The following is a 19,656-nucleotide window of genomic DNA, read 5'->3' as shown; positions in this document are numbered from 1 at the left end:
CTCCGCGCCCTGCAGACCGGTCATCTCCAGCTTCTCGAACACGATCCGCCGGATCTCCGCCTCGGACCTCTTCGTGTGCTCCCGCAACGGAAACGCCACGTTGTCATACAGGTTCATCGACCCGAACAACGCACCATCCTGAAACAACACCCCGAACAACTTCCGCGTCTCGTAAAGTTGGTGCTCCGAACAGGCCGTGAGGTCCACCCCATTGACCCAGATCCGCCCCGCATCCGGCCTGAGCAGACCAATCAGGCACTTCAGAAAAACCGACTTACCGGTACCGGACGGGCCGAGCAGCACACTGATCTCGCCGGCCGGCAAGGTCAGCGTGACATCACGCCAGACGACCTGCCGACCGAACGACCTGGTCAGCGCCTCAACGGCGACCTCGACCCCCACCACGCCTCCCCGTGATGCCGACCAAATTGACCCGTAACCAAACACCGAATCCGTCGTTGTTACTCGCGAGTAGTCAACTACGGAGGTATCAGGCCGGCAAGCATCGGCGGGAGGTTCGTTAACCTCGGCGCAACACCAGTACGATTTTTGTCAGCTCGTGACAAAATTCAGCAGCGGCTCTTATCAGAATTGCTCAAGGTTGGGCTACCTTACCGTCGTGGTGGCCAGCCTTTCGTTGTCGGCGGGCCGGGCGTCGCGCGTCGCGAAGGGCACCGTGGCGACCGCCTTGAACGTGACCGCACCGGCGGTGGCGTCGGCTGCGCCGAAGGTGTAGGCGAAGGGAAAGGTCACGGTGCGGTCGGGGCGGGCCGGCACCCACTGGGTGAGGGTGCCGACGTGGACGAAGGAGCCGCCACCGGTCTGCTTGAACAACTCGACCTGCACGGTCTCGTCCTGGCGGGTGTTGGCGATCGACACCGAGATCGGCTTCGTCTGGTCCACACGCGCCCTGGCGGGGACGGTGAGCGAGGCGATGGAGACGTCGTGGGTCTCGATCCGGAGCGACGCCGTGGCGGTCCCGGTCCGGCCGTCCCTTGTCGCGCCAGTGAATTCGAGCTGGTACACGCCGTCCGCGGCGTACTGGTGCCGGAGGAGGTCGCCGGTGAACGGTGCCGAGGAGCCGTCACCGAAACGCAGCTCTCCGCTGGCGAACTCGGTGCCGATTGCGTCGCCGGTGAACGGGTGGAACAGGATCTCGTCGAAGATCGAAGGCTGGAAGGCCGAGGTTGCGATGCCGGGATGCAGGTCCGGCGCCCGGTCCAGCTGGACCTCGAACGGGTCGGCGCCTTCGGGGTCGTTGGCGACCCGGATGTAGTAGGTCTCGCCGGCGGTCGCCCCGAACACGGCGAACGACCCCAGCGCACAGTCCACTTCGGTCAGATCGGTGAGCGCCGTGCCCCGGTACACGGTGACCGTGGGCGAGAATAAGAAGGAGGAGGCGTGCGCGGCGACCGACCGGGTCGCCTGCGGCCGGTAGACGTACCAGACGGAGTCGGTCGCGGTGGCGTCGCAGCTGGGCAGTGGCTCATCGGGTTGCCGACCGGCCCTCGCCAGGTCGCCGGTGAACGTCGACGGCAGCGCGGTCACGGCCGTCGCGCCGGCGAAGTCGTCGTTGGGCGACGGCGGGAGAGCTTCGAGATCCACGGTCAGTGCGCCGCCACCACCGAAGTATGACCGCACCAGGAGGTAGTACGTCGTGCCCGCGGTCACGTGGAAGGTTTCGCCGCCACCGGTACTGCCGAATGCGCAGACCCCCGGCACCGGCACCAACTGCCCCCGCGTGCCGGTGAACACGGTGTAGAGCGTGGTGTAGTCGAGGCTCTCCGCGAGAACGTGGACGACCGCGTCCGCGGGCGCGGTGTACCGGAACCAGACGGAGTTGTCGGCGAAGTCGTAACACGTGGGCGGGTCGTCGGGCGCCCGCGTGGCCTCAGCGGTGTTCTCAGTAGCGTGGAACGGCAACGCCGCGACGGCGGTGGCGCTGTCGAAGTCGTCGTTGGATGGCGGCTCGGCCTGCGCGATCCCAGGCGCCAGCACGGCAATCGTGGCCGCGACCAGACCGGCAATCGACGATCGCCGCATGGTGGAATGTTTCATCTTGATCCTCCCCAGAGGTTGGTCGAATGCGGTTCCGGTCAGGCGAACCGAAGGTCCATCAGGCTTGGCTGAACGGTGGTGGAAATGGCGATCGCCTCGTTGTCCAGGGGCAGGGCGTCGCGCAGCGAGAAGGGCAGCCGGGCCACGGCCCGGAAAGTCACCCTGCCCACCAGTGCGTCCTCAGCGGTGAACGTGTAGGCGAACGGGAACTTCACCGCGCGGTCGGCCCGGGCGGGCACATCCAGGGTGAGCGTGCCGACCAGCGTCCAGGATCCCCGGTCGGACTTGTACAGGTCGGTCGTCACCGACTCCCGGTAGCGCGTGTTGGCGATCTGCACCGCGATCGGCTTGGTCTCCCCGGTTCGCGCCTTGGCGGGCGTGGAGAACTTGGTGATCGACACGTCGTGCGTGGCCACCGTCACCGCCGCGGTCACCGTGCCGGTCCGGCCGTCCCTGGTCGTGACGGTGAGGCGGACCGGGTAGGTCCCGTCGACGGCGTAGCGGTGCGCCGCCGGCGACGCCGTTACCGGCGCCGTGGCTCCATCACCGAAGTCCCATTCCCCGGAGGCGATCGGCTGGCCCACCGGATCCCCCGCATCAGCGCTGAACTGGATCTCCTCGAAGACGGTGGGTTCGAACGGCGACCTGTCGAACCGCGGCTGGATCGCGGGCGCCGCGCTGAGGCGCAGCGAAACCGGCTCAGCCAGGAAAAGCGACCCGCTGACGCTGAGGTAATAGGTCACTCCCGGTTCGGTCCGGAACACCGCGGACTCGAAACCACCCCGTGCGCACTGGAACTCCCGCAGATCCGCCAGCGTGCTCCCGGTGTACACCGACAGGTCGGCCAAGAAGTTGTCGACCCCGGCCACCACCGACACCGCCTCGGCCGTGGCGAACGTGTACCAGACCGACCGCCCCGGCGTGCCGCCGGCACAGCGTGAGGACGGCTCGTCGGGCTCGGCCGAGGCGGTCGCCAGATCCAGCTCCCGGGTGCTGGGCAGGGCGGTCAGCGGCTCCGCGTCGGCGAAATTGTCGTTCTGCGCGGGAGCGAGGCCGGCCAAGGCGAACGACAGCGCACCACCCGAGACGAAGAAACCGGAAACCATGAAATGGTAGGTCGTCCCGGCGCTGGCCAGGAACGTCACCGTGGCCGCCGTGCTGACACTGCACGCCCCCGGTACCGGCTGCAGGTCGCCGCGGAGACCCGTGTTGGCCGACAGGACATTCTCGTAGTCACTGCCCGCCGTGGTGGCCCGCAGCACCACGTTCGTCGTGGGAGTGAAGCTGAACCAGACCGTGCCGCCGATGTCCCGCCCCTGGCACCAGCCCGCGTCGTCGCTCGCTCCCGTGGCCTCGCTGGTATCCGTCTGCACGCTGAACGGCAGCGCCGAGATGACCGTGGCGGCGTCGAAGTCGTCGTTCGACGGCGGAGCCGCCTGTGCCACGCCGGGCAGCACCACCGCCAGCGCCGCAATCGCCGTGCTGATCGTCGCGATCCGCTGCCGCAGAGTTCCTGTCATCACAACCACCCCAGACGTCGCTCGGTGCGCTCCCATGGGCACCCGACCGTTGTATCGGAGCCGTTGTGCGGACGTAACTGAGGCGCGACAAAACTGCGGGAAAGCTGCGCCCATGCAGGGGTTATCTGAAGCTATTTCACACCGCGAGCCGGCGGGCCCAGGTCGCGGTCGGCCCGCTGGATGATTTTGGGGTCGTTGTGGGTGAGGGCGGCGCCGATGATTTTGGCCGCGCTGACGAGGGCTTCGGTGCCGAAGTAGAAACCGATGATGACGATGACGACGGTGCGAAAATCGTTGAAGATCTCCTTGGCACCGCCGGCCTGGGTCGCCTCGGCAAGACCCTGCAGGGTGAGCACGTAGGAGAGCGCGACCAGGAACGTGAGCAGGAAGCTGGCCGAGATCGCCACCCGGGCCCGCCGCGCGGCGATGTAGAAACCGCCGAAGGCGATGATGGCGACGAGGACCAGCACGATCCCGGTGACCGGCTGCCAGGGGATGACGGCACCCTCGGACGACGGCACCGTCCAGCCGAGGCTCCGGGACAACCAGAGCACCGCATGGCCCCCGCCGGCGATCAACGCGCAGATCAGCGTCGTCCAGATGACCGGCGCGATCGCGATCTGGTCGACATCCGAGGCAGGTGACTGCCCTTCGCCTTTGGGCGCCGCGTGCTGTGGCTCGCGCACCGGCTGCGGCGGCTGGGACAACGAGGCCCTCCCCGACGGTCGATCATCGTGTCGCGCCGAGATTACCGCCCGGGGCAAGGGCTCCGGCTCCGTGAGCGAGCATTCCTTCGCAGGTTCGGATGATCACACGGCAGGCGGTGGTGGCGCGGTGGCCGAGGACGGGGTCCTCGGCGTGCTGGCGCCAGCGTTGCAGGGTGGCCAGGGCGGTGGCGTGGAGCTGGCGGGGGTCGGTGCCGGCGGGGAGGCCGAGGCGGATGGGAGCGGCGACGCCGTGGTCGCCGAGCAGCCGTTCGGCTTCCGCGGACAGCGGCTGGGGCAACGTCACGGTCCCCGCGCGCAGGGCGCTGAGCAGTCGCAGCTCGACGAACTCGTGGGTGCTGGTCAGCAGCCGGTCCACCGCACCGGCCAGACCGCGGCCGTCGTCGACCCGCAGCGTCCGGGCCAGGGCCAGAAGGGCGGAGCGGGCCTTGAGCACGTCATACCGCTCGGCGAACTGGATATGCAGCACCTGTTGCAGGTCGGGCAGGCCGCTGGCGTCCACCAGTTCCCGGGCCAGGTCGGTGGGATCGCCGGCCCCTTGACGGATGAGCGTGGTAGCCAGACGAATCCCGAAGACACCGAACCGCTGCAGCAACTGGCGCCGAAGATCCACAGTGGACTCAACGAGTTCGGCGCCGATGAACCGATCCGCCGACAGCAGTACCGAATCCAGCTTCTCCCGGTCCAGGGCGGCCAGGTCGCGGAGCTCGACAAACTCACTGTGGCGCAGGGTACGGCCGGTGTGGGCGAGGAGGCCGGCGACCGCGACCACGTTCTGGCACAGGTCGCGCAGCGCGGGTTCGGCCCGGTAGCGGGTGGCGATGCCGCGAGCCGAGACCATCGCGTCGATGCGGCCGGCGCCGATCTCGTCGGCCCGGGAGAGCACCGCGACCGTGTTGACCGCCGCGGCCCGGGCCACCCCCTGGTCGCGGAACGACTCCAGGAAGTCCACATCGGACACATGGAGATGGCGCATCAGGTACAGCACCGCGTCGGCCTCGGTCGGGGTGTCCTCGTCGGCGCCGAGAAAGCGCAGGCTCCGCGCGGCCACGTCGGTGGACAGCGACGCGATTCCCGGGGTGTCGATCAGCGTCATGGCGCGCAGGCTCTGTGCCGGCCAGTCGACCACCAGCCGGTCCAGCCGCTCGGCCGGGGTGCCGCCGAGGTCGATCTCCAGCACCCCGTCCCGCCGCACCACCGGGACCGGGCGAGGCTGTCCTTCCTTGGGGTGCATGAGGATCCGCGGCGCGGGCCCGTCGCGGTACCAGGTGACCACCTTCGTGCACTCCCCCGCGTCGGTCGCCGCGATGGCCTCCCCGACCAGCGCGTTGAGCAGGGTCGACTTGCCCGCCTTGACCTTTCCGGCGATCGCCACCCGCAGCGGTTCGTCCAAACGGGACAGTTGAGCGCGCAACGCGCCGGCCACTCCGGGATGGTCGCGGTAGGTCCACAGCGCCATCCGCAGCACCTGACGCACTGAATTTATGGCGTTCATGCCGCTGCCACCGCCCCGGTTGTCACGGTCGGCACCAGCGCACGGGCCTGCCGGTACACGGCGTCCAGCCGGCGCAGCTCCTCCTCGATCTCGGCCAGCCGCGCGTCCCGCTCCCGCTTGGACGCCTTGACCGAGTTCTGCGCCGCCTGCAACGACTCCTGCAGCGAGCGCTTCATCTCCTCGGCCAGCGCGGTGAAGTGGTCCCGCAGATCACGCTGCATGCCGCGGAGCATGTCCCGGGAATCCTTGCCCACATGGAAGGTCACGTCGTCGATGTAGCGGCGCAGCGCGGCCTTGGCGTCGTTCTGCCGCTTGGTGAGCAGCCGCTTGCGCTCATCGCCGATGCTCTTTCCGCCCAGCAGCAACCCGGCACCGATGGACAGCGGGTTGACGATCGAGGCGAACCCGACCAGCGTGCCGAGCATCCCGAACATCAGCATGCCCATGTACCCACCGCGGAGGCCGACCAGCGCCCGCTTGCCGATGCCGAGCTTCTCGCCGGCACGCACGGCTGGCGCGCGCACCGGGCGGAACGGGTCGGCCGGCTCGGTGCGCAGGGCCGGCAGCAGGTGCTCGCGCTCGGCGTCGAAGTGCTCGGCGACCCGGGCGGCCAGGTACCGCGCCCGCTGGGTGGCCCAGACGTAGTTGGCCGAGGCCGCGGACGCCGACGCCTGCTGGATCCAGTTGGCGAACTGCTCCCAGGTCTTGGTCGGATCGCCGCTCTCCAGCGCCTCCTCCGCCTCCCGGACGATCTCCCGGAGCCGGTCACGCAGGTCGTAGTCGATGTCGGCGTTGAGGTCGGTCACACCGTCGTTGAGGGTCTGCTGCCAGCGCGCGGACCGCTCCTTCAGGCTCGCCGCCCGCTCCTCGGCCGCAGTCAGCTTCCGGATCAGCTCGTCCACCTTCTCCGGGTTCTGCTGCACGGACTGCTCCGCGCGCAGCCCTTCGGCGAGCTGCTCGAGCACCGCGCACACGTCGTGCGCCGTGGACCGCCGGGCCAGCTCGTCGGCCCGGCCCAGCACGTCCTTGCGCAGATAGGAAACCAGTGGTGGATAACCGGATTCGGCGTTGAGCTCGGTGTCGCCGGTGAGCACCGCGTGCCAGCGCACCGAGTTGGACACGGTGAACAGCGGCAGGTCCAGCCCGGCCGCGGCGAGGTGCGCGCGGTTGCGCTCGGCGATGTTCCGCCACTCCGGGTACAGGTCGGTCTTGGTCAGCACGCACGCCGCGTTGGGGCACACGGTGATCGCGTGCCGCAGGAAGTCGATCTCCGGCGCGGTGAACTCCTGCGAGGCGTCCGACACCAGCAGCACCGCGTCCGCCGACGGCAGCGCGGCCATCGTCGCCGCGCCGTGCACGGAGGTGAGCCCGCCGACGCCGGGGGTGTCGACGAGCTCGAGCCCGCCATTCAGGAACGGCCGCGGCAGGCCGACCTCGACGCAGCTGAGATTCTCCCGGTTACCCGGATTTCCCAGCTCCGAAGCGAAGTCCGCCAGCCTTTCGACCGGCACCGCCTCCCGTTCCGCGGGCTCCCCCATCCGAACGAGGGTGACCGACGGCTCCTCGGCGTGCCGCACCACGGTCGGCACGGCCGTCGAGATGTCGTCGAACACCGGGCACGCCGGCGCGCCCACCAGCCCGTTGACCAGCATGCTCTTGCCCTGCTTGAACTCCCCGACCACCAGCACCCTGACGTGGTCGTCGAGCAGCCGGGCCCGAGCTCGCCGCAGCCGTGCCTCGAGATCCGGTCGCCGATATCCGCTGATCACCTCGATCGCCACATCGACGACCTGTACTGGCGCTGGCATATCCCCTCCTCCAGTTCAGCTGACCGTCAGATAACCGCCGCGTCGACCGGGTCGTGGTCGACCTCGACCTCGGGCTCCTCGTGGAGGTGCTCCTCCACCACGGACTCCGCCGGAACGGGTTCCACGGTGACGGGTTCGTCGCCGGCCGGCTCCTCGATGGGGTCGGGTTCCTGGGCGACCGGCTCGTCCTCGTCCGGCGCTGGGGCAGGCGGATTCTCCGGCTCCCGGTTGAACGAGTCATCGATGTCGATGTTGGTGTTGGTTTCCTGGCTGTTGTCCTGGATTGCCACGACATCGGTGTCGTTGTTGTTATTGTTGTTGGAATTGAACGAATCGATCACCGTGGTGTCCCGGTCGTCGATGTTGACCAGGTTGAAGGTCTGGTCCACGCGCTGGTAGTTCGCGTCGACGTGGTAGTTCGCGGTGGTGTGGTGGATCTCCCGCACCGGGTCGTGCGACCCGCTGTGGCGCGCGCCATGGCTGCCGCCGGCCGGCACCAGGCAACCGCTGTCCCGCATGACCATGCGGGCGTCGCGGACGTCCTGACCGGTGACGTCACCCAGGCCGCCGCGGGCCAGCGCGGCCTGCGGGTCCTCGTCGAACTCCGCCCGGGCGTCATCGTCACGCATCAGGCTGACCAGGAAGTCGATGAGCGCGGACAGCGACGACATCGCGGCTCACTCCTTTCGTTGTCGGGGTGACGGGCCGGGGCCGAGGGATGACAGAGTTTGATTGCACTCGCTCGCAAGCTCGCTCGCGCGGTTCGCGGCCTCTGGATCCGCTGTTTCCGCGCCTGCGCTGCTCGGTCGCTCGTTCCTCGCTCCCTGCGCTGCTCGCCGCGGAAACAGCGGCGGCCGCTCACCTCGGCCCCGGTCCGAGACTGGGCACTAGGGCAGGTCGATGTCGTCGAAGGCGTTCTCGATCTCGTGCTCGACCCGCAGCTCGATCTCGTGCGCGGTGTCGGCGTGCTGCGTGGACTCCTGCACCGAGTCCAGCTCGTTGACCTGGGTGCTGTCCTCGTCGGCGTCCTGCGCGTTCGCCTGGTCCGCGTCAACGTCCACATCGGACTCCGCGTCGCCGCCCCGGCCGCCGTCGGCGCTCGCGTTGCCGCCGTCGCCCGCGACCCCGCCGGCCCCGCCGACGCCGATCCCGTTGCCCCCGGAGGTGGGCCCAAAGTTGATGTTGACCAGGCCGTCCTGGTCCACGTCGCCGCCGTTGCCCCCGATGCCGAGGCCGGAACCCCCGTTGGCGCTGCCCCCGTCGCCGGCCACCGCGGTCCCGCCGTTGCCGCCGTCGCCACCCTGGGTCTGCGTGGCGGTGGTGACATCCTGCTTCTGGTCGGACGCCTGGTCAACGGCCTGATCGGCCACGGCGTTCGCGGTCTGCGGGTTGACCAGGGCGGCCTGCTGGTCCTGGTTCGAGGCCTGGTCCAGCACCGCGTCGAGGTTGAAGTCGCTGAGGTCGCGGAGGAACTCGTTGAGGTTGATGGGGTTGCTCATGACGCACTCCTAATTCCCTTACGTGGGGCGGATTGCCCCCCGAACCCCTCGGTCCGGCTGATGACAACGCTAGGTTCGCGGCGGGCCCCTGCCATCGGGGCGGAGTCCGGTTCCGTGTCCCGTCCGGACCGGGTCTGGAGCGCGTCGGCGTGCGGCGAATACGGGATTTCCCCTAGTTCAGCCAAACCCGGTGAACCGTCGCTCCGAATCAGACGTGGCGGCTGGTCACGGTCGGGTCACGATTGATCGTGCGGTTGAACCATGCCCGGGTGTTTTCCGTGTGCCCGGCACTCGGTTTCGATGCACAGAGGGGGCATTCGATGTCGTACCAGGTAGGCGTGGACTTAGGTTCGACGTTCTCGGCCGCGGCCGTGTGCCGTTCGGACAGTCCGGCCGCTGAACTGGTCCCGTATCTCCGGACGGTTTTGTTCGTTAACCGGGACGGATCGATTGTCGTGGGCGACGACGCGGAACGCCGTGCCGTAACCGACCCGCAACGGGTAGTGCGGCAGTTCATCCGCCGGATCGGGGATGGCGTCCCGATCCTGGCCGGCGGAACCGCACTACCGGCGGAAATGCTCGCCGCCCGGTTCGTCGGCAGGATGCTCGACACGGTGGCCGCCCAACTGAACGGCCCGGCCAGCCGGGTCACGGTCACGCATCCGGCCGGGTGGGGCGCGCACCGGGTGGCCGCGCTGCGCGACGCCCTGCCCGGCACGCGGTTTCTGCCGTCGCCGGTCGCGGCGGTGCTCGCGCAGAGCACCCGCGACCGGATTCCGCCGGGCGCCACGGTCGCGGTCTACGACCTCGGCGGCACCGGGTTCGAAGCCTCCGTGGTGCGCAGGGACACCACGGAGGCCTTCGGGCTCGCCGGCCCGGCGGAGGACCTCGAGATCGGCGGCCTCGACCTCGACGAGTCCGTGTTCACCCACGTCACGACCGCGCTCGGGCCGGCCTGGGGCCGCCTCGACCCGGCCGATCCCGCCGTCCGCGCGGCCGTATTGGCGCTGCGCCGCGGCTGCACGGCCGCCAAGGAGGCGCTGTCGGCGGACACCGAGGTGCAGATCCCGGTCGCGTTGCCGGGCGTCGACACCCGGGTCCGGCTGACCCGCGCGGAGTTCGAGGAGGCGATCCGCCCGGCGGTCGAGGAAACCGTGGCCGCATTGGACCGGGCCATCACCGCGGCCGGCGTCGAGCCCGACGCGGTGCTGCTGACCGGCGGGTCCGCCCGGATCCCGCTGCTCACCCAGCTCGTCTCCGAACGGCTCGGCCGTCCGGTCTCGGTTGCCTTCGACCCCAAGGGAATCGCGGCCATCGGCGCCGCCCTCGAGGCACGCGGCCCAGCCGTCCTGCCGACCCGCAGACTCAGTCCCGCGCCACCAGTTCCGGTTCCACCGGAGCCACCGCTGCCCGTGATCATCCCGCCACCCCCGGTCGGCCCACCCCGCGCCGACGATTCCGGCCGGTGGCTCGGCCTCCCCCGCCTCGCCGTCGCCGGTGCAGCCGCCACTGTGCTTGCAGTAGGGGTTGCCGGCGCTCTCACCCTGCTCGGTAACCGCGCCCGTCCGTCCACTTCAGACGCTGATACCGGAAGCAGCGTCACCACCAGAACCGTTGTCGTCACGGAGACCCAGACAGTTCCCCCGGGCGGCGCCCGTCCGCCGCGGCCAGGCACCCGGAAGTCCGAGCCAACCGCGACCTCGTCAACGCGGACCACAAGCCGACCGCCCGACGCCACCACGACCAAACCACCAACCTCCAGCAAAACGACCAGCACCACCACGACCTCGACGACGGCCGCGATCCAGGAGTCCACGCGATGAACCGGAACCTCGCACCGCCACCGCGCCCGCGGCACGAACCACCCTGGCTGGAACCGCGTGCGGCGGAACAACCCCGCCCGCGCGCGGTGAATGTGTCCGCCATGCTCTGGCTGACCGCCGCGGTGGCCGGGCTGGCCACCATCGGGCTGACCGTGGCCGAGCTCGACCAGGTCCGCGAGACCATCCTCGCCGAGGTGACCCGGCGATTCCCGAACGAATCACCGGCCACGCAAGACCGGGTCGGCTCCGCGGCGCTGCTCGTGATCGTCGCCGGCGGCGCCCTGATCTCCTTGCTGCAGCTGACTTTCGGGCTAGCAGTGCGATCCCGGCGGCGCGGAACGCGGGTCGCGCTCGTCCTGGTCTGGCTCATCAGCCTCGGCCACAGCTTGGTTGCCGCCGCCGCAGTCCCCCAGCCGGCCCTGGTCGGCGCCGCCGCGGCCGCCGCTTTCGCCGGTCTGGTCTGGATGTTCCTGCCCGTGTCGAACACCTGGTTCGCCAACCGGGGAGGTTCCTGGTGATTTCCACTGTGGACGCCGGTGTCGCAGCGGAACAAGCCTGGCGCGACGGCGACACCGCCACCGCCATCGAGACCGCGGATCAAGTGCTCGGCTCCGGCACGGATCCAGACTGCCGTGCGGCCGGAGTGGCAGCAGCCGCCACGGCCGCCGACGGAGCACTGTTCGACGCAGCAGACCGGTGGCGCCAGATCGCCACCGCGCTCGGCGGCGTGCCCGGCAGCTGGGCCGGCGGCCGTGCCGCGCTGTCCGCGTGCCTCGCCGGCGATGTCACGGCAGCACAACAGGATCTGGCGGAGTCCCAGTCCCTACTCGCGGTCGCCGCACCGCGCGGCCTCACAGTCCTCTTCGACGGCATCACCGCAACAATGCACGCCATCCACGGCGGCCTGAACCACGCGGCGCGGCGGCTGGCCGGCCTGGCCGTCGCCACCGTCCCGGCCGATCCCCTTGCGCCGCAACGCTGGGACGACCTTGCCGTCACCGTCATGCTGGCAGCCGGCGAGGACGCTACGGCACGCGAGATGCTCACCGCCTACCGCGACCGTCCACAGTCGACTCGCCGCCGGTTGCTGGCGGCCTGGCTGGATCTCCGCGCCGGCCGGCTGTCCGACGCGCGCAACGCCCTAGCGGCAGCCGGCGACGTGCCGGTTCTCCGCCGCGACGCAGTCCTCGCCGCCGCCGTCACCGTCGGACTGGCCCGGCGCACGGGCGACGGCGACACACTCCGCTCCACCTGGCACCGCATCGCGCCCGTACTCCACGGCGCCGACATCGAGCTGTTCCTGCTCGAAGCCTGGGGCGAACTCGCCACCGCCGCCGCCCTGGTCTCGCCAACCGACCAGGACCAGATCACCAGCGCACTCGCCGAGACCGTGAGCCGGGCTGGCGCGCCGGCCTGGGCGGCAGCAGCTCAAGCGTGGTGGTCGCTGCAACAGGCCATCGCCACTGATGATCCCGCTGCCGCCGCAGCCGCCGCCGACCAGCTCACCGGGAGCAGTCCGCGTGCAGCCGCCAGCCGAGCGTGGACGGCGGTTGTCCAGGGCACAGCTGAGCCGGCAAACATCATTGCTGCAGCGGAAGACCTGGCCGACGCCGGCCAGCCGTGGGAAGCCGCGACTCTGTGCGCCACAGCCGCCGCCCGGCTCGGCAATGTAGAGCTGCTCAGCACCGCCCGGACGATCCGCGCCCGCATCGCCACCACCGAGGCGGCGGCCGGCGGACTGTCCACACGGGAATCCGCAGTCGGCAAGCTCCTCCTCGACGGCCTGACCCAGAAGGAGATCGGCGCACGCCTCTACATCTCCCCCAAGACGGTCGAGCAGCACGTCGCCCGCCTCCGCCAGAAACTCGAAGCCTCCAACCGCGCCGAGCTCGTCGCTGCCCTGCGCACCCGGCTGGCCAGCTGACCGGAGAGCGCTTTCCAACACAGTACGATGCGCAGCATGGGTGATCGGCCGGCGCGCGGGGCGACGCTGGAGGACGTGGCGCGGGTCGCAGGGGTGTCCCGGGCGACGGTGTCCCGGGTGATCAACGGGATCCGCAACGTCGACGTGGAGATCCAGGAGGCCGTGCGCCGCGCCATCGCGGCCACCGGGTACGCGCCCAACCGGGCCGCCCGGTCCCTGGTCACCCGGCGGGCCGGCAACATCGCGCTGGTCGTCTCCGGCTCGCCCGGCGCGTCGGACGGCTTCTCCGCCTCGGTGCTCACCGACCCGTTCTTCGGCCGGGTGGCCGCGGGCGCGGTGGACTTCCTGCGCCCGCTGGGAATCCACCCGCTGCTCATGCTCGCCGACACCGACCAGGCCCGCGAGGACGTCGTCGACCACCTGCGCCAGGGCAGCGCGGACGGCGCTCTGCTGGTGTCCACCCACGCGGAGGACCCGCTGCCGGAGCTGTTCGTGCGCGCCGGCGTGCCCGCGGTCCTCTTCGCCCGGCCGGCCACCCCGAGCCCGATCAGCTACGTCGACCTCGCGCACCAGGACGGCGCCAAGCTCGCCGCCGAGCACCTGCTGGCCCGCGGCTGCCGGCGGCTCGCCACGATCACCGGCCCGCTCGACGTCCCGGCCAGCCAGGACCGCCTCGCCGGGTTCCGCGACGCGATGGCCCGGCACGGCCACGCCTACCTCCCGATCCTGGAGGGCGACTTCAAGCAGGAGAGCGGCGAGACCGCGATGGAGCGGCTGCTGACCGAGCATCCCCGGGTGGACGGCGTGTTCGTGGCCAACGACCTGATGGCCCAGGGCGCCTTGCTGGTGCTGCGGCAGCACGGTCGCCGGGTGCCCGAGGACGTCGCCGTGGTCGGCTTCGACGACAGCCCGCCGGCCCTGGCCTGCCGGCCGCAGCTCACCACGGTCCGCCAGCCGGTCGAGGACATGGCCGCCGAGATGGCCCGGCTTCTCTTGTCCCACATTGAGGATGCAGGCCGCGACCCGGCCTCGGTGATCTTCGACCCCACCCTGGTGGTCCGCGCCTCCGCCTGAATCGGTCTTGACAGCCGTGTGCTCTTCCAGCCACGCTGGGAGAGCGCTCTCCCAGGTCCCTGCCCTCGCCTGGCGCGCCCTCAAAGGAGATGGCCCATGAGCCCCCGCCTTCGCCTTGCGCTGTCCGCTGCCCTGCTTGCCGGTACCGCGGTCGCCCTTTCCCCAGCACCGGCCGGCGCCGCGCCAACCCTGCTCTCCCAAGGCAGACCGGCCACCGCATCGTCAACCGAGAACGCCGGCACCCCAGCAAGTGCCGCGGTGGACGGCAACACCGGCACCCGCTGGTCCAGCGCCTTCAGCGACCCGCAATGGCTACAGGTCGACCTCGGCACTCGGGCCAACCTCAGCCAGGTCAACCTCAACTGGGAAGCGGCCTACGCACGGGCCTTCCAGATCCAGGTGTCCGACAACGCGTCAACCTGGACCACGGTCTTCACCACGAGCACCGGCACCGGCGGCACGCAGTCCCTGACAGTCTCCGGATCCGGCCGCTACGTCAGGGTTCTCGGCACCACCCGGGCCACCGCGTTCGGCTATTCGTTGTGGGAGTTCCAGGTCATCGGCGAGTTCCCGACCTCGAACTGCGGCAACAACGTCGGGCTGAACCACCCCGCCAGTGCGTCGTCAACAGAAAGCGCCGGCACCCCAGCAAGTGCCGCAGTCGACGGCAACACGGGCACCCGCTGGTCCAGCGCCTTCAGCGACCCGCAATGGCTCCGCGTCGACCTTGGCGCCAGCACCGCGATCTGCCAGGTCGTGCTCAACTGGGAAGCCGCCTACGCCACCGCCTTCCAGCTCCAGGTCTCCACCGACGCCACGAACTGGACCACGATCTTCTCGACCAGCACCGGAACGGGCGGCGTGCAGACCCTCGCCGTCTCCGGAACCGGCCGCTACGTCAGGATTCTGGGCACCACCCGGGCCACCCCGTACGGCTACTCGTTGTGGGAGCTCGGGGTTTTCAGCGCCGGCGGCCCGCCGCCCCCGCCGCCGGACCAGTTCTGGGGCGACACCAGCAACATCCCGCCCGCTGCCAACGTGCTCACCGTCAAGGTGCTCAACCGCACCAACGGCCGGTACCCGGACAGCCAGGTGTTCTGGAACTTCAACGGGCAGATCCACTCCATTGCCGAGCAGCCGTTCCTCGACATGCCGGCCAACTCCGCCGGCCGCATGTACTTCTACCTCGGCTCACCGAACAGCCAGTTCTTCGACTTCATCGAGTTCACCGTCGGGCCAGCAGTTTTCAACGGCAACACCACCCGGGTCGACGCGTTCGGGCTCAAGCTCGCACTCCGGCTGCATGCCCGCGACGGCTACGACGTTCAGGTCGGTGAGGACCAGACCACCTTCGCCGAGGACCGCGCCGTCACATTCCAGAAGTTCGTCAACGAAGCACCGGCCGAGTTCGATGTCCTGGCCCAGGATCCGGGCCAAACGCGGATCATCGCACCAGGCAGCCACCCGAACTTCCGCACCGGCGGCGTGAATGCCAGCTACTTCACCGCATACGCCAACTCCGTCGGCGTCAACGCGGCCACGTCGGACATCTTCGGCTGCGCCGCGAGCCTGGCCGGCAACCCAGACATGTGCGCCGCCCTCAACCGCCACACCGCGCACCTCCCGCAATCCCAGTGGGGCGACCCGACCCGCTACTACCAGGCCGCACCCGCCAACTACTACGCGAAGTTCTGGCACGACCACGCCATCAACCGGCTCGCCTACGGCTTCCCGTACGACGACGTCGCCGGCCAGTCCACTTTCATCTCCCACGGCAACCCGCAATGGCTGCTCGTCGCGGTCGGCTGGTGATCCAGATGAGATTGCCCGTCATTGCCCTGGCCGTTGCGATGCTGGCCAGCCTGTTCGCGCCAGCGGCGTCCAGGGCGGCACCGACCCTGCTGTCCCAAGGTAAACCCGCCACGGCATCCTCGACCGAGAACGCCGGTACCCCAGCAAGCGCCGCCGTCGACGGCAACACCGGAACCCGCTGGGCCAGCGCGTTCGCCGATCCACAATGGATTCAGATCGACCTCGGCGGCAGCGCGACGCTGACCCAGATCGTGCTGAACTGGGAAGCCGCCTACGCCACGGCTTTCCAGATCCAGGTCTCGACCGACGCCGCGAACTGGACCACGGTGTACTCGACGACCGCGGGCGCTGGCGGAACCCAGACCCTCGCCGTCACCGGCTCCGGCCGGTATGTGCGGCTCCTCGGCACCGCACGCGTGACCGGATACGGCTATTCCCTGTGGGAGTTCCAGGTGTTCGGTGAGCTCGCGGCCACGTCATGCGGTAACACCAACGCCGCCCTGAACCGCCCTGCCACGGCCTCGTCAACGGAGAACGCCGGTACCCCAGCAAGCGCCGCCGTCGACGGCAACACCGGAACCCGCTGGGCCAGCGCGTTCAGCGATCCACAGTGGATCCAGGTCGACCTCGGTGTGGCAAGCACCGTGTGCCAGGTCGTCCTCAACTGGGAAACGGCCTACGCCACGGCATTCCAGCTCCAAGTCTCCGCCGACACCACGACCTGGAGCACGCTGTTCTCCACAACCACCGGCACCGGCGGGCTGCAGACCCTCGCCATCACCGGAACCGGCCGCTACATCCGCATGCTCGGCACCACCCGCGCGACCGGATTCGGTTACTCATTCTGGGAGTTCGGCGTCTACACCACCGGCGGCGGCACTTCGGACCCAGCGATCTCCCAGTTCCGTCCCGTGTCCGCCTCCTCGTGGGAAGGCGGCAACGCACCCGCCGCGGCCCTCGACGACCGTACGACCACACGCTGGAGCAGCCTCGCCAGCGATCCACAATGGATCCAGGTCGACCTGGGCGGCACCGCCACGGTCAGCGGCGCGCTGCTCAACTGGGAAACCGCCTATGCCACCGGATACCGCATCGAGGTATCCAACGACGCGACCACCTGGACCACCATCTACTCCACCACAACCGGCCACGGCGGCGTGGAGAACCTGCCGCTCCGCGGCACCGGCCGGTACATCCGGCTGTTCGGCACCGCCCGCGCCACCGGCTACGGCTATTCCCTGTGGGAGCTGGAGATCCACGGCACCGTCGACAACTCCGCGGTCACCCCGCCGATGCTCTCCGGCCCCACCCGCGCCCCAGCAACCACCGGCCAGTTCGCCCTCTCCGCACCCGCCGACCGCGCCATGATCACCACCACCCGCCGCCCCGCCCTCTCCTGGGCAGCCGTCCCCGGCGCCACGCGCTACCAGGTCTGGATCAACATCAGCCGCACCGACTACGACTTCGCCACCCCCGGCAACCTGATCGACCTCTACACCAAGGTCGCCGAACCCACCGCCACCACCTACACCCCGACCTGGGACCTCCCCGACCGCTGGACCTACAAGTGGTTCATCAGCGCGGTCACCGGCTCCGGCCCCACCACATCAAACATCCGCACCTTCAGCGTCTACGTCCCCACCCTGGAAACCATCCCCGACGGAATTCCCATAGTCGCCAACAGTCGCGACCTCAACAAGAACGGCGCCATCGAACCGTACGAAGACTGGCGCCAACCCGTCGAAACCCGCGTCAACGACTTGCTAGGCCGAATGACGTTGCAGGAGAAGGCCTTCCAGATGTTCTACAACGCCCAGGCCTTCCCCCAGTCCGGCTGGCACTTCGGCCCCGCCCAAGCCCAGGACCCTGCACAACTCCCTGCTCGCCGCCGCCGGAACCAGGCTGGGAATCCCGTTCATCTCCGCCGGCGACACCATCCACGGCTACCAGACCACGTACCCCACCCAGAGCGCCCTCGCCGCCGCCCGCAACTATCCGCTGGACTACCAACTCGGCGACATGCAACGCCGCGAACAACTCGAAGTCGGCACCCGCGGCGTCCTCGGCCCACTCGCCGAAGTCGGCACCAAAGTCCTCTACCCTCGCATCCAGGAAGGCAACGGCGAAAACGCCGACGTCGCCGCCGCCCAAGTCCGCGCGCTGGTCGCCGGCCTCCAAGGCGGCCCAGAACTCAACCCCAGGTCCGTCCTCGCCACCGTCAAACACTGGCCCGGCGAAGGCGCCGGCGGCGAAGCCCTGATCACCTACGACGCCGTCACCATCAAATATCACATGATCCCATTCCGCGCCGCCATGGAAGCCGGCGCCGTCAACATCATGCCCGGCTACGCCGGCAGCTCCTTCCTGGACCCCGGCGGCCCCGGCGCCGGCGACAGCGCGAGGATTCTCGCCTACCTCCGCCAAAACCTGAACTACACCGGCCTGATCACCACCGACTGGCTCCCCTCCGGCTCCTGGGTCGGCGCGGCCAACGCCGGCTCCGACGTCATGGGCGGCGCCGACCCCGGCGCCCCCGGCTTCTCCCTCACCACCTTCACCACCAACGTCCCCGCCACCCGGATCGACGACGCCACCCGCCGCATCCTCCGCCTCAAATTTCAACTAGGCCTCTTCGAAAACCCCTACGGCGACCCCGTCAACGGTCCCTACCGCTTCCACACCCCCATCTACACAGCGCTCGCCAACCAAGCCTCCCGCGAATCCATGACCCTGCTGAAGAACGACGCCACCCTCCCCCTCCACCTCAACCCCGGCGACAACATCGTGGTAGCCGGCCCCCGCGCCACCGACCCCAACGCCTGCTGCATCTGGACCAGCTTCTTCCATCAGGAATACGGATCCAAAACCATTCTCGACGCCATCCGCACCCGCGCCGCCCCCGCCGGCATCAACGTCTACCAAGACACCGCCCCCTCACCAAGAGTCGCTATCGTGGCGGTAGGCGAACCCTCCTACACCCACGCCACCAGCTGGGTCAAAGAACAACCCTACCTCCCACCCGACCAACTCTCCCTCATCCACAACTTCCACAACCAAGGAATCCCCGTAGTAGTCCTCCTCATACTCCCCCGCCCCTACGTCATCACCGACTGGCACACCCTCGCCAACTCCATCGTGGTGACCTATCGCGGCGGCGAGGAAATGGGCCCCGCCACGGCCAGCCTCCTCTTCGGCGACTACACCCCCCACGGCCGCCTCCCCTGGCAACTCCCCCGCAGTCTGGACCAGATCCTCCGCCCCGGCGGCACCGACACTCCCGCCGACATGGTCGAACAATGGGACCTCCCCTACGACCTCGGCGCCACCGACGCCCAACGCGCCAACATCCGCACCACAATCGACACCAACCAACCCCTCCCCACCACCTCCGGCAACCCCCTCTACCCCTACTCCGCCGGCCTCCAAAACTGGCACTAAACCATCACCCCATCGTGTGATTTTCGCAGCCGTTTTGGATCTTGTGGTTGGGGTAGTGTCGAACAGGTGAGCACATCTACTGCGGGGATTTCTCCTGAACTCCAAGTCTTGCGCGATCTGGCGGATATCAGCCGTGAGATCGTGGTTCTGGAGGGCCGGAAGTTGGTGTTGTTTGCGCGCTATCAGGAATTGCGGGAAAACGATGGTGATCATGCGACGCGGTCGGTGCCGGATGAGTTGGCGATGGCGTTGCATATCAGCAGCCGCTATGCCGGCGCTCAACTGGCGTTGGCCGTCGAGTTGCCGGAGCGGCTGCCGGACACCTTCGCTGCGTTGCAAGAGGGTCGGATTGATGTGGTCAAGGCGCGGGCGTTGTTGGAGGTCACCGAGCCGCTCACCTTGGAGGATGCGCGTGGGGTGGAGGCCAAGGTGTTGCCCACCGCGGAGACCCGCACGGTGGCCCAACTGCGCGCTCGGGCC

16 protein-coding genes and 1 pseudogene are annotated in these 19,656 nt (G+C 69.2%); 8 read left to right on the top strand and 9 right to left on the bottom strand.

Annotated features, from left to right (window positions below; all coding sequences use genetic code 11):
• From VGR06_RS26020 to VGR06_RS25985, 8 genes are all read right to left on the bottom strand, one after another.
• On the bottom strand, nt 1-402 hold a 402-nt coding region (locus tag VGR06_RS26020; protein ID WP_327561753.1), incomplete at its 3' end, for an ABC transporter ATP-binding protein.
• Nucleotides 403-606: 204 nt separating this feature from the next.
• Nucleotides 607-2,058 (bottom strand): hypothetical protein, encoded by a 1,452-nt coding sequence (locus VGR06_RS26015; RefSeq protein WP_327561752.1) that lies wholly within the window; start codon nt 2,056-2,058, stop codon nt 607-609.
• A gap of 38 nt (nt 2,059-2,096) precedes the next feature.
• Nucleotides 2,097-3,578 (bottom strand): PKD domain-containing protein, encoded by a 1,482-nt coding sequence (locus tag VGR06_RS26010; protein WP_327561751.1) that lies wholly within the window; start codon nt 3,576-3,578, stop codon nt 2,097-2,099.
• A 131-nt stretch (nt 3,579-3,709) separates the two neighbouring features.
• Nucleotides 3,710-4,285 (bottom strand): hypothetical protein, encoded by a 576-nt coding sequence (locus tag VGR06_RS26005; protein ID WP_327561750.1) that lies wholly within the window; start codon nt 4,283-4,285, stop codon nt 3,710-3,712.
• A 22-nt stretch (nt 4,286-4,307) separates the two neighbouring features.
• The gene (locus tag VGR06_RS26000) at nt 4,308-5,780 is read right to left on the bottom strand and encodes a dynamin family protein (protein ID WP_327561749.1); all 1,473 of its coding nucleotides are present in this window, start codon (nt 5,778-5,780) and stop codon (nt 4,308-4,310) included.
• A 14-nt stretch (nt 5,781-5,794) separates the two neighbouring features.
• Entirely contained in the window at nt 5,795-7,606 is a 1,812-nt protein-coding gene (locus tag VGR06_RS25995) for a dynamin family protein (protein ID WP_327561748.1), read from the bottom strand.
• Between the two features lie 26 nt (nt 7,607-7,632).
• A complete protein-coding gene (locus VGR06_RS25990) occupies nt 7,633-8,277 on the bottom strand; it encodes an IniB N-terminal domain-containing protein (RefSeq protein WP_327561747.1) in 645 nt (214 codons plus the stop codon).
• Between the two features lie 216 nt (nt 8,278-8,493).
• On the bottom strand, nt 8,494-9,105 hold the full coding sequence (locus VGR06_RS25985) for a hypothetical protein (protein ID WP_327561746.1): 612 nt from the start codon (nt 9,103-9,105) through the stop codon (nt 8,494-8,496).
• Nucleotides 9,106-9,560: 455 nt separating this feature from the next.
• On the opposite strand from VGR06_RS25985, the gene VGR06_RS25980 reads away from it, so the two are divergent.
• The 6 genes and pseudogenes from VGR06_RS25980 to VGR06_RS25955 form a co-directional block, all read left to right on the top strand.
• The gene (locus VGR06_RS25980) at nt 9,561-10,928 is read left to right on the top strand and encodes an Hsp70 family protein (RefSeq protein WP_327561745.1); all 1,368 of its coding nucleotides are present in this window, start codon (nt 9,561-9,563) and stop codon (nt 10,926-10,928) included.
• 101 nt (nt 10,929-11,029) lie between these two features.
• The gene (locus VGR06_RS25975) at nt 11,030-11,446 is read left to right on the top strand and encodes a hypothetical protein (RefSeq protein ID WP_327561744.1); all 417 of its coding nucleotides are present in this window, start codon (nt 11,030-11,032) and stop codon (nt 11,444-11,446) included.
• Nucleotides 11,443-12,852 carry a helix-turn-helix transcriptional regulator gene (locus VGR06_RS25970; RefSeq protein ID WP_327561743.1) on the top strand — a complete coding sequence of 470 codons (1,410 nt, stop codon included), beginning with the start codon at nt 11,443-11,445 and terminating at the stop codon, nt 12,850-12,852. Before VGR06_RS25975 ends, VGR06_RS25970 begins: the two co-directional genes overlap by 4 nt.
• A 36-nt stretch (nt 12,853-12,888) precedes the next feature.
• Entirely contained in the window at nt 12,889-13,926 is a 1,038-nt protein-coding gene (locus VGR06_RS25965) for a LacI family DNA-binding transcriptional regulator (protein WP_327561742.1), read from the top strand.
• A 96-nt stretch (nt 13,927-14,022) separates the two neighbouring features.
• Nucleotides 14,023-15,738, top strand: a complete 1,716-nt coding sequence (locus tag VGR06_RS25960) for a discoidin domain-containing protein (protein ID WP_327561741.1) — start codon at nt 14,023-14,025, stop codon at nt 15,736-15,738.
• Nucleotides 15,711-16,928, top strand: a pseudogene (locus VGR06_RS25955) (discoidin domain-containing protein); the annotation flags it as partial. The gene VGR06_RS25960 and the pseudogene VGR06_RS25955, both read left to right, overlap by 28 nt.
• A gap of 41 nt (nt 16,929-16,969) precedes the next feature.
• Here the strand turns inward: VGR06_RS25955 and VGR06_RS25950 are convergent.
• On the bottom strand, nt 16,970-17,104 hold the full coding sequence (locus VGR06_RS25950) for a hypothetical protein (protein ID WP_327561740.1): 135 nt from the start codon (nt 17,102-17,104) through the stop codon (nt 16,970-16,972).
• Nucleotides 17,105-17,604: 500 nt separating this feature from the next.
• On the opposite strand from VGR06_RS25950, the gene VGR06_RS25945 reads away from it, so the two are divergent.
• Nucleotides 17,605-19,176 carry a glycoside hydrolase family 3 protein gene (locus VGR06_RS25945; RefSeq protein WP_327561754.1) on the top strand — a complete coding sequence of 524 codons (1,572 nt, stop codon included), beginning with the start codon at nt 17,605-17,607 and terminating at the stop codon, nt 19,174-19,176.
• A 66-nt stretch (nt 19,177-19,242) separates the two neighbouring features.
• A partial coding sequence (locus tag VGR06_RS25940) for a DUF222 domain-containing protein (protein ID WP_327561739.1) occupies nt 19,243-19,656 on the top strand: 414 nt, incomplete at its 3' end.

The organism is Actinophytocola sp. (assembly GCF_036002505.1).
GTDB lineage: Bacteria > Actinomycetota > Actinomycetes > Mycobacteriales > Pseudonocardiaceae > DASYTH01.
Note: the sequence above shows the minus strand (reverse complement) of the source record. Positions and strands in the feature narration are given on the sequence as shown.